This window comes from Mycobacterium sp. (assembly GCF_035623875.1).
Taxonomy (GTDB): Bacteria; Actinomycetota; Actinomycetes; order Mycobacteriales; family Mycobacteriaceae; genus Mycobacterium.
Genome location: NZ_DASPSP010000178.1, coordinates 1 through 9,281 on the forward strand (window position 1 = coordinate 1; position 9,281 = coordinate 9,281).

Annotated in this window: 13 protein-coding genes; 8 read left to right on the forward strand and 5 right to left on the reverse strand. The window is 63.4% G+C overall.

Annotated elements, in window-relative coordinates; all coding sequences use genetic code 11:
- A partial coding sequence (locus tag VEI45_RS14695; RefSeq protein ID WP_324854396.1) for a catalase occupies positions 1 to 467 on the reverse strand: 467 nt, incomplete at its 3' end.
- A 50-nt stretch (positions 468 to 517) separates the two neighbouring features.
- Here VEI45_RS14695 and VEI45_RS14700 point away from each other — a divergent pair.
- Positions 518 to 973 carry an MmpS family transport accessory protein gene (locus tag VEI45_RS14700; protein ID WP_324854398.1) on the forward strand — a complete coding sequence of 152 codons (456 nt, stop codon included), beginning with the start codon at positions 518 to 520 and terminating at the stop codon, positions 971 to 973.
- A 23-nt stretch (positions 974 to 996) separates the two neighbouring features.
- On the opposite strand, the gene VEI45_RS14705 is transcribed toward VEI45_RS14700, so the two are convergent.
- Together VEI45_RS14705 and VEI45_RS14710 are read right to left on the reverse strand one after the other, a co-directional pair.
- The gene (locus VEI45_RS14705) at positions 997 to 1,386 is read right to left on the reverse strand and encodes a hypothetical protein (protein WP_324854400.1); all 390 of its coding nucleotides are present in this window, start codon (positions 1,384 to 1,386) and stop codon (positions 997 to 999) included.
- Positions 1,383 to 1,739, reverse strand: coding sequence for a PadR family transcriptional regulator (locus tag VEI45_RS14710; protein WP_324854402.1), 357 nt, complete (start codon positions 1,737 to 1,739; stop codon positions 1,383 to 1,385). The genes VEI45_RS14705 and VEI45_RS14710 overlap by 4 nt, the downstream gene beginning before the upstream one ends.
- Positions 1,740 to 1,898: 159 nt before the next feature.
- On the opposite strand from VEI45_RS14710, the gene VEI45_RS14715 reads away from it, so the two are divergent.
- The 5 genes from VEI45_RS14715 to VEI45_RS14735 all read left to right on the forward strand — a co-directional run bounded on the left by VEI45_RS14715 (position 1,899) and on the right by VEI45_RS14735 (position 5,778).
- Positions 1,899 to 2,642: an SGNH/GDSL hydrolase family protein gene (locus VEI45_RS14715; RefSeq protein WP_324854404.1), complete on the forward strand. Its 744-nt coding sequence runs from the start codon at positions 1,899 to 1,901 to the stop codon at positions 2,640 to 2,642.
- 38 nt (positions 2,643 to 2,680) lie between these two features.
- Positions 2,681 to 3,982 carry a cytochrome P450 gene (locus VEI45_RS14720; protein ID WP_414687485.1) on the forward strand — a complete coding sequence of 434 codons (1,302 nt, stop codon included), beginning with the start codon at positions 2,681 to 2,683 and terminating at the stop codon, positions 3,980 to 3,982.
- A 154-nt stretch (positions 3,983 to 4,136) separates the two neighbouring features.
- A complete protein-coding gene (locus VEI45_RS14725) occupies positions 4,137 to 4,493 on the forward strand; it encodes a hypothetical protein (RefSeq protein ID WP_324854420.1) in 357 nt (118 codons plus the stop codon).
- Between the two features lie 100 nt (positions 4,494 to 4,593).
- Entirely contained in the window at positions 4,594 to 5,217 is a 624-nt protein-coding gene (locus VEI45_RS14730) for a cutinase family protein (RefSeq protein ID WP_324854408.1), read from the forward strand.
- Between the two features lie 30 nt (positions 5,218 to 5,247).
- Positions 5,248 to 5,778, forward strand: a complete 531-nt coding sequence (locus tag VEI45_RS14735; RefSeq protein WP_324854410.1) for a hypothetical protein — start codon at positions 5,248 to 5,250, stop codon at positions 5,776 to 5,778.
- Positions 5,779 to 5,782: 4 nt separating this feature from the next.
- On the opposite strand, the gene VEI45_RS14740 is transcribed toward VEI45_RS14735, so the two are convergent.
- Positions 5,783 to 6,049 carry an ANTAR domain-containing protein gene (locus VEI45_RS14740; protein WP_324854412.1) on the reverse strand — a complete coding sequence of 89 codons (267 nt, stop codon included), beginning with the start codon at positions 6,047 to 6,049 and terminating at the stop codon, positions 5,783 to 5,785.
- Positions 6,050 to 6,367: 318 nt separating this feature from the next.
- Here VEI45_RS14740 and VEI45_RS14745 point away from each other — a divergent pair, with 318 nt between their 5' ends.
- The gene (locus VEI45_RS14745; protein WP_324854414.1) at positions 6,368 to 7,960 is read left to right on the forward strand and encodes a Na+/H+ antiporter; all 1,593 of its coding nucleotides are present in this window, start codon (positions 6,368 to 6,370) and stop codon (positions 7,958 to 7,960) included.
- Between the two features lie 14 nt (positions 7,961 to 7,974).
- Here VEI45_RS14745 and VEI45_RS14750 read toward each other — a convergent pair whose 3' ends face one another.
- Positions 7,975 to 8,664: a sensor domain-containing protein gene (locus VEI45_RS14750; protein WP_324854416.1), complete on the reverse strand. Its 690-nt coding sequence runs from the start codon at positions 8,662 to 8,664 to the stop codon at positions 7,975 to 7,977.
- A gap of 278 nt (positions 8,665 to 8,942) precedes the next feature.
- On the opposite strand from VEI45_RS14750, the gene VEI45_RS14755 reads away from it, so the two are divergent.
- Positions 8,943 to 9,236 (forward strand): nitroreductase/quinone reductase family protein, encoded by a 294-nt coding sequence (locus VEI45_RS14755; RefSeq protein ID WP_324854418.1) that lies wholly within the window; start codon positions 8,943 to 8,945, stop codon positions 9,234 to 9,236.
- Positions 9,237 to 9,281: the final 45 nt, after the last annotated feature.

Genomic DNA, 9,281 nt, shown 5'->3' on the forward strand with positions numbered 1-9,281 from the left:
GGTGAATTGTCGAGGAAGACTGGAAGGTTCAGCGTCGCCGTCCGCCACTGCTCTCCGCCCGGGAATCCGAACACCAAACCCAGCCCACGAGCGGTCGACGACGCATCAGCGGCATGCGGATTGCCACCGGCCAACGAAAATCGCCCGATCACCGGTGTGCGACCGGGCGCGAATACCTCCGCCGTCGACAACGTGCGGCCGTTGCCGTTGCTGTCGAAGTAACCGGTCACGGCAACACCTTTGGCGTGGTTCTTGCGGAACCCAGGTTGTCGGCCGAACACCTTGGCAAAGCCGTCGAGGAAAGTCCGCGGCGTCAGTCGCGCGGGGCCGATCCATTTGTTGGCGTATAGCAGCGCACCCAGGTCCACCGCCAGGAAGGCTCCGACCACCGCTGCACCGCGCAGCACGTCACGCCTGCCGGGACGCGCGGTGCCCCAGCGTCCGGCGTCCTCTGGCTGTTCAGTCATCACCAGCCTCTACGACGGTCAGCTGACATTGGTTCAAGCATGGCCGCCAAGTGGTCGGGCTCGTGGAAAAGACACGAAAACGTCCCCATGTGTTTGCTCGTAGTGACACCATGTCGGGTGAAGTGAACATCACCACACGCCCGGTCAAGGCCCACGCTGGGTCGTCGATACTGCTTGCCGTGCTGACCGCTTTCGCGGCCACGGTAGGGATTTGCGGTGCGGCAAACGCAACGGGCCCGGTGGCACAGGTGACCTATCAGTTGAGTGGCAGCGCCCCGATGGCTGACTACATCTCGTATCAGACCGATACCGGGCAGAGCGGCCAGACTCAGCAAGCAAACGTGCCGCTGCCATGGACGACGCAATTCAATGCCATCGGCAGCGAAGTGTTCGTGATCAGCGCCCAAAGCCAGGGCTCGATCACGTGCACGATCCTGGTCGACGGCAACGTGGTCAGCCAAGCGACCGCTAACGGGGCGCCCGCCCGCACCGTCTGCTCGCACTGACACGTCGACGGGCGCGGGCGAAATCACCGACCGGCGTCGAGCGGTCTGCGCGGTTTCGGTGGTGGGTAGACGACGCGCCCGATACTCGCCGACAGCCAGCCGATCGCCCACCCGCCGAAGAACACCGCAAACGTATGCCGGGTGGCATCACCGGCGTTAGTCCACACGCTCGCCAGGATGACGGTCCAGACAACGGCACACGCGATGCTGTAGCCGAGGTAGGTAGCCGAATACTTGCGCAACAGGCGAATTCGCTGAGTCAGGCCAGACCGAAACAGTGACATCCGGACACGCGGCGGAAGCTTGTCGTTGCCGTGGGTCTCGTCAAGCATGGCGATCAACTCCTCACCGTATCGGCGGCGCCAGGCCGCGGGATACCAGCGCAGGATGCCGCGGGCATCGCGCGGATTCATTGCGCCCACCCCGGGCTGGGAACATGCAATGGGATTCCGAGCCGGCGGGCACCCTCGGCGGCAATTGCCCCCAAGCTGCGCACTGCCGTGGTCAATTCGGCCCGTCCCGCGGCGGTCAAGCGATACGGGCGCCTCCGCTCGTCGTGGCCCGCCGGTTCGATCAGCCCGTGTTCCTCTAGTGCGGTGATCGCTCCATACAGCGTTCCCGGTCCGAGCGTCACACCCGCGAATCTCTCGATATCGCGTGCCAGCGCGTAGCCGTGCTTGGCGCCGGAGGCCAGGCTGGTCATGATCAGCACCGCCGGGTCATTTCGTCTGCCGAGCTTGCGGGCCGGTCGGGTAGCACGCGCCATATCGCCAACTCTAGTACGTATGACGTAATACGCCAACCGTAATAGCGGACGCGGCCTCGATCGCCGGATCCTCTTCCAGCGGCGAATTCCCGGCTTATTCGATAGCTTCCATCACTTGATAGTGACTATCGCTATCGGCCGTCGTATGGTCAGGTGACTGTGTCGACACCAGAAATCGTCGCCTGCTTGGGCTCGAGCACCACCGCCGCCAAGGGGACCTTCAAGTGGATCGACGAACTGGCCCAGCGACCGCAAAACAGCCGGTTTCGATTCGTCAACTTTGGCGTTGGCGGCGATCTGTCCTTCAACATAGCCAGGCGGCTCGACCCGGTGCTGCGGGCAGCGCCAGACCGGGTGATCGTGCTGATCGGGACCAACGACGTCCTGGCGAGCGTCTTTCCGAATTTCCGACGATTTGCGCGCGCTTGGAAACGAGCATCGGAAGATCCCTCGCCGGCACAGTTCAAGGACAACCTCGAACTGATCACCCACCGGCTGCAGCAGGCAACCCGCGCCTCGATCGCGCTGAGTTCTGTGGCACCCGTCGGAGAAGCCCTTCGATCGAACGATGCCGTTCAGTCGCGGCTCAACGACCTGGTTGTCACCTACAACGGCATCATCGCCGACGTCTCGCATAGCAGCGGCACCTACTACATTCCGTTTTTCGAGTCCTTCCGTGAGCAACTCGCCCGCTCGACGATCGTCAAACCGTTCACCCGCTTCTCCTTCGCTGCGTTCTACCGCGACTATCTATTCCGCGAAATGATTCTGCGGCGCAGTTTCGATCAGATCTCGCAGAGCAATGGCTGGGAATTCCACATCGACGGCATCCACCTGAACACCAAGGGCGGCCGCATTCTGACCGAGGTCGTCCAGCAGTTCCTCGACTCGCCTTCAAGGTAGGCCGACGGCGGTTTAGGCTCGCGGCTGTAGCCCGCTCAATGACGAGGACGGTCGACATGGGCATAGCGACTCGAGTGAACGGTACGGCGCCGCCCGAGGTTCCGCTCGCCGATATCGAGCTGGGCACCTGGGACTTCTGGGCACTCGACGACGATCTGCGCGACGGGGCGTTCGCCACCCTACGGCGCGAAAACCCGATCTCGTTCTGGCCTGAGCCCGTCCAAGAAGGATTCGAGGCAGGCAACGGGCATTGGGCGCTGACTGGGCTCGACGACGTGTTCTACGCCAGCCGCCACCCGGAGATTTTCAGCTCCAGCCCCAACATCACCATCAACGACCAGACGCCGGAGGTAGCCGAGTACTTCGGCTCGATGATCGTGCTCGACGACCCGCGGCATCAGCGGCTGCGATCGATCGTCAGCAGGGCTTTCACCCCGAAAGTCGTGGCCCGCATCGAGGAATCGGTGCGCGAGCGGGCGCGCCGGCTGGTCGCATCAATGATCGCCGCTCACCCCGACGGCGCAGGCGAGGCGGTCAGCGAGCTGGCCGGGCCGCTGCCGTTACAGGTCATCTGCGACATGATGGGGATCCCCGAAGAGGATCATCAGAGAATCTTCCACTGGACCAACGTGATCCTCGGCTTCGGCGACCCCGATCTGACTACCGAATTCGATGAGTTCGTTCGGGTTTCGATGGAGATCGGCGGCTACGCCAGCGCACTGGCGGAGGACCGTCGCGTCAATCACCACGACGACCTGACGACGAGCCTGGTGGAGGCCGAGGTCGACGGCGAGCGGCTGACCTCGGCCGAGGTCGCGTCGTTCTTCATCCTGCTGGCGGTCGCCGGCAACGAGACGACGCGCAATGCCATCAGCCACGGTCTGCTCGCGCTGACCCGTTACCGCGAGCAACGGCAGACGTGGTGGGCCAACTTCGACGGCATATCACACTCCGCGGTCGAGGAGATTGTCCGGTGGGCCTCACCAGTGATCTACATGCGACGGACCTTGACCCGCGACTTCGAGCTGAGTGGGACGAAGCTGGCGGCCGGGGACAAGGCGACGCTGTGGTACTGCTCGGCGAACCGTGACGAGTCGAAATTCGCCGACCCGTGGAAATTCGACGTAACCCGCAATCCGAATCCGCATGTCGGCTTTGGCGGCGGTGGCGCTCATTTCTGTCTGGGCGCCAACCTGGCTCGTCGCGAAATCCGGGTCATGTTCGAGGAACTGCGGCGCGAAATACCCGACGTCGTCGCGACCGAGGAGCCAGCGAGGTTGCTGTCGCCGTTCATCCACGGGATCAAGACGCTCCCGATCGCTTGGACCCCGCCGGGCTGATTCCGGCCCATTCCGCAAAAGTTCATGCCGCCAGCGCCTTATAGTCGGCGCAAGCGAGGGATGGAGGGAACCCGTGACGACCCCGAAAACGGTGGCAGTCAGTGTCGCGCTCGCCTCGGCCGCAATAGCGCTCGCGCCGACTGCTGCAGCCGGGATGTTGATCGGTAACTACGAAGTCGAGACCCCGCGGGATCCGGGCCACTCCTGGCTCTGGGAGGTCAGGCCATGCCACGTCGAGACTCCGGACTGCGTCCACGTCAACACCACACCGAGGCCCAACGGGCAAGCGGTTCCGTGGATCGGAGATGCACACCTCGCCAACGGTCGCTACACGATGGTCGTCGACGTGCCCGACGGGGTGCGCTGCACCGTGTACTTCCTGCCGTCGCACGATACGTATTCATGGGATGCGGTGACGCTGGCCGGTTCGGTGGATTCCACTTTCGACGCCGGCTGCGGCGGCGCACCCGGCGGAACCGTCACGTATCCGTTCTCGCTCCAGCGGTACTGACGGCGCCCCGGCCGGGTCCCGCGCACTGCCACGGCAATATGGCAATATCTGAGACGTGTGTACACGTTTCGTCGCTAGATTCCTTGCCGTTACTGTCGTTATGACTTGGGCAGTTCTTGGTGCCCTCGTTCCGTCCGCGTCCGCTGCAGGCTGCCCTGACGTGCAGGCGATATTCGCCAGGGGTACCACCGAGGTACCAGGTGTCGGAGGCATCGGACAGGCATTCGTCGATTCGCTGCAGTCGAAAGTCGGCCCGAAGTCATTCGGGGTATATGCGGTCGACTACCCCGCCAGCACCGACTTTCACACCGCGCTCGACGGTATTAAGGACGCGGGCGGTCATGTCGAATCCATGGCGGCCAACTGTCCCAAGACCAAGATGGTGCTCGGCGGTTATTCCCAGGGTGCGGCCGTGATGGGCTTCGTCACCTCGGCCGCGATACCGGACGGGGTCGATGCTGCCGACGTACCGAAGCCGATGCCAGCCGACGTGGCCAACCATGTCGCCGCGGTCACCCTGTTTGGAGCGCCGTCAAACCGGTTCATGGATACGGTTGGCGCGCCGCAAGTCGTCATCGGCCCGCTGTATCAGCCCAAGACGCTTGAGTTGTGCGCCGCTGATGATCCGGTCTGTTCCGACGGGGGCGACTGGGCCGCACATGCCGCCTACGCTCACGACGGGATGGTCGACCAGGCAGCGAGTTTCGCCGTGAGTCATCTTTAACGAGCGTCGGAACCCGGCGCCGGTTGCGACATGAGAGCGGGATTCGGCTTGGCCGCTTCAATAGCCGCGCTCGCCCTGCTGTCGGCCTGCGGCACAACCAATCTCAAGCCGGGCCAGACGTCAGCGAACCAAACATCGACAACAGCGGCCACGACACCGACAAGCACCACAGCCGCCATCGCCGCCCCGTCGACGACGCGAAATCCACGCAGCGAGAAGTGGATTGACTTGCAGGCCGGCGATTGTCTGGCAGAGCTTCCACCGAGCGACCCCAGCGTGGTCACCGTCGCCGTTGTCGACTGTGCGACCACGCATGCCGCCGAGGTTTACCTTCACGGGCCGCTGGCGATTAATGCCGCTATCGCCGACGTCGCCAACCGGGACTGCGCAGCCGGGTTTCCCCAATACACAGGGCAATCCGTCGATCGCAGCTCATACGCGGTGACCTATCTCATCGACTCCAATCAGGATCGAACCTCTGACAATCCAACCCCGAGCACCGTCATTTGTCTGCTGCACTCAGCCAACGGTCAGCCTCTGACGGCGTCCGCGCGGCGCTGAACTCTCAAACGACCGACACCGCCGAGCCAGCGAAGAGCTGCCCCCATTCGTCGCGAGCCGCTGACTCCGCGTCGCCACAAGTGTGCGCTGACTTTTCGCCACCATTCGCGAGATGCACCAGCGCCCAGGCCATCGCGAACACCGGCATCTTGTGACGTTGTGCCGCGCTCAGCAGTTCATGGAAAGCTGTCTCTGAAGGACACCGGCGAAGGCCGATCAGAATGCCCTTCGCGGTGTCGAGGATGCGACCACCGTGCACGTACGCCGTCATGCTGTGTTTACCTCCTATTGAGCATGCGAATATCCGATCGCCGATATAGCGAGGGCGAATCTCGTGCCAATGTGGATATTTCGCGGGTGTGATCCGCAATGGAGCACTGTGCCATGATTTGCGCATGCGGCCGGCCGCGCCAGATCACCGTCGGGATTGGTATGCACCTGTGATCGTCTCGGTACAGTGGCGGCATCGCGATTGCAATCTGAATTCGCCGACTCGACGACCTGCGAATTCGCGGCCGGTCCCGACCCGCAGAGCGTCCGAGCTGCTCTCGGTTGCGCCGCAGCCGCACTCGTACAGGATGATGTGCTGGTGTTTGGGCTTGTCGTAATCGTTGCGCTCTTTGCCACAGTGATCGTGGGCACGGTCATAGGCCGGCGCTATCGGGTGGGCCCGCCGGTTCTGCTGATCGTGCTCGGCACTTTGCTGGGCTTGATCCCGCAGTTCGGCGGCGTTCGGCTCGACGGGGAGATCGTGCTGCTGCTGTTCTTGCCCGCGATCCTCTACTGGGAGAGCCTGAACACCAGCTTTCGCGAGATACGGGCAAACTTGCGTGTCATCGTATTTCTCAGCGTCGGCCTGGTGATCGTCACCGCGGTAGCAGTGTCCTGGACGGCACGGGCGTTCGGAATGGAGTCACACGCCGCCTCAGTCCTCGGTGCCGTGCTCTCCCCCACCGACGCCGCTGCCGTCGCCGGCCTGGCGAAACAGCTACCACGCCGAACAGTGACCGTGTTGAAGGCGGAGAGCATCATCAACGACGGGACAGCGCTCGTCCTGTTCACCGTGGCCGTCTCCGTTGCGGTTGGCGGCGCTCCGGTCAGCCCTGCCGCCTTGACCGCCCGTTTTGTCGGCTCCTACGTGGGTGGCATCTGCTCAGGGCTGCTGGTCGGGCTCGCGATGACGCAAGTGCGGCGCAGAATCGACGCGCCGCAAGAGGAGGGCGCGCTGAGCCTGCTGACGCCGTTCGCGGCGTTTTTGCTCGCGCAAACAATCCATTGCAGCGGCGTCGTCGCGGTTCTGGTGTCGGCGCTCGTCATTGCCTACGCCTCCCCGCACGTGATTCGGGCTCGTTCCCGCCTCCAGACATTTGCGTTTTGGGATCTCGCGACATTTCTGATCAACGGCTCGCTGTGGGTGTTCGTCGGCACCCAAATGCCCCACGCGGTGCGCGGCATAGCTGGCGTCGATGGCGGACTTCGCCACGCCGCATTCCTGGCTCTTGCCGTCACCGGCGTCATCATCGTGAGCCGGTTTGCCTGCGCGGAAGCCGTCACCGTATTGCTTCGCACGGTGGACCGGCGCGAGGTGCAGCGCGCCCGTCGTGTCCCGTGGCGCCACCGCGTCGTATCCGACTGGGCAGGTTTCCGCGGCGCGGTGTCGCTCGCGGCGGCATTGGCCGTACCGATGACGACGCGTAGCGGCGCCCCGTTTCCGGATCGCAGCCTGATCGTCTTTGTTGTCTGCGTCGTGATTCTGGTGACCGTGCTCGTCCAAGGCAGCACGCTGTCTGACGTTGTGCGGTGGGCTCGGATGCCCGAAGACGTAAGTCACGCTGATGAATTGCAACTGGCCCGCTGTCGTGGCTCCCAGGCCGCTCTCGAAGCCTTGCCCGTGGTCGCCGGTGAAATCGGCGTCAGCGGTGAACTGTTGAGGCGTCTGCAAAAAGAATACGAAGAACACGCCGCGCTCATCGAAGCCGACGGCGATGCTGCAGGACCCAACAAGGTGGCCGAGCGCAACGATCAACTTCGGCGGGTGCGACTTGGCGTGCTCGAACACAAGCGTCGGGCTATCACCGAACTTCGAGACCAAAATCGCATTGACGACATAGTGCTGCGCGAGTTGCAATCGGCGATGGACCTCGAGGAGGTGCGACTTCGCGATCCTGCCGACACCGAGTAACGACGCAAAAAGCCTTAAAGCATAGGCACTTTGACGGCGATCAGGTTGGCGATGTCGACGGCTGAGTTCTTCGGGTCGGCGCTGCAGGTATTGACGTCGACAATGATGTTGTTCTTGAGCGCGAGCGCCCGACCGCAGGCCCAACCGCCGGCCCGCGCGTTCTCTTGCGTTGCAATGACGCTCAGTGCGCCGTTGTTATCGGAGATCGGCCCGACGGTCCACTCCGTTCCAGACTGGATGTGGGTATACCCGTGGCAGGCCGGCCAACGTAGGGCCGACGCGACCAAGAAGACGCCGGCTAGTTTAGCCGTAGGAAATAACACCACCGCCTGCTCGGCGTAGTGGGTGAAGTTATCGCCATCATTGAGTGCCTGGTCACGCACGGCGGTGAAGCCGCTGTTGGCGTAGACCTGGGCTTGCGCCGCGCCGTCGATGGCCAGGCATTCCCCGGGCTTCATGGTGGCGCTGTCGTCGGACATCGCGTCGTGCCTTCTGGTGACCGCCATTTCCTTCGCGCCCATGACGGGGCTGATCTGTTCGGGGCTGAGCAGCAACGCATCGAGCTCGCGCTCTACAACAGGACGTGGAACGAGCGATGTGGTGGTCATCGTCGACTTGACACTGGCTTGGTTGCTGCCGCTGCCGCATCCCGCGATGAGAATGCAGATGCCGGCAGCGGTGAATATAGCCGCGAAATGGCGCATCTTTTCATCCCCATTCCCGCCGTACCCCAACCCATCCCCACGATGCGATAGCCGTACCGCGTTACCGGCCGGAACTCGCGTGTGTCCAGGGTACCGCGAGCTTCGGCGAGTAATTCCAGGGAATTGAGCCAATTTTAGACTCCGCTCAGTGATTCCCAATAAGGCTCGGATGGTTTGCGATACACACGGGGCACGGTCTGTAAACGCAAAAATGACATCAGGGGCGACGGATCTTCAAATGGCTCATGGACATAGCGCGCATTGGGTACCGTCGACGCGTGCCCCTTCGGCGGGAAAGCCCAATTCGCGGACGGCGGCTGCGGCTCGATGAGGCATTGATGGAGCGCGCCCTGATGAGTCCGGCCGGCTACTGGTTCCTGCTGGCGCACCCCGAATGCGCGGTCGAGTTCATGGCGCCGCCCGCACAGTACCGAGCCGAGCTGCTCACCGGCGATGCCCGCGCCTCGGCATGGGCCAGGGTCACCGACTTTTATGCCGGTTACGAGCGCTACCGCGCCAGCTGCGCACCACGCGAGATCAGACTCTTTCGCCTTCGGCCCATCGCTGCCTGAGGACACGCCTCGGCCCGCTCCAAAGCCCTCAACGGCCCCGTCGCG

Coding starts and splice junctions, on each gene's coding strand:
- VEI45_RS14705 (WP_324854400.1), bottom strand. CDS start 1,386: ATGAATCCGCGCGATGCCCGCGGCATCCTGCGCTGGTATCCCGCGGCC.
- VEI45_RS14710 (WP_324854402.1), bottom strand. CDS start 1,739: ATGGCGCGTGCTACCCGACCGGCCCGCAAGCTCGGCAGACGAAATGAC.
- VEI45_RS14720 (WP_414687485.1), top strand. CDS start 2,681: ATGACGAGGACGGTCGACATGGGCATAGCGACTCGAGTGAACGGTACG.
- VEI45_RS14725 (WP_324854420.1), top strand. CDS start 4,137: ATGTTGATCGGTAACTACGAAGTCGAGACCCCGCGGGATCCGGGCCAC.
- VEI45_RS14730 (WP_324854408.1), top strand. CDS start 4,594: ATGACTTGGGCAGTTCTTGGTGCCCTCGTTCCGTCCGCGTCCGCTGCA.
- VEI45_RS14735 (WP_324854410.1), top strand. CDS start 5,248: ATGAGAGCGGGATTCGGCTTGGCCGCTTCAATAGCCGCGCTCGCCCTG.
- VEI45_RS14740 (WP_324854412.1), bottom strand. CDS start 6,049: ATGACGGCGTACGTGCACGGTGGTCGCATCCTCGACACCGCGAAGGGC.
- VEI45_RS14750 (WP_324854416.1), bottom strand. CDS start 8,664: ATGCGCCATTTCGCGGCTATATTCACCGCTGCCGGCATCTGCATTCTC.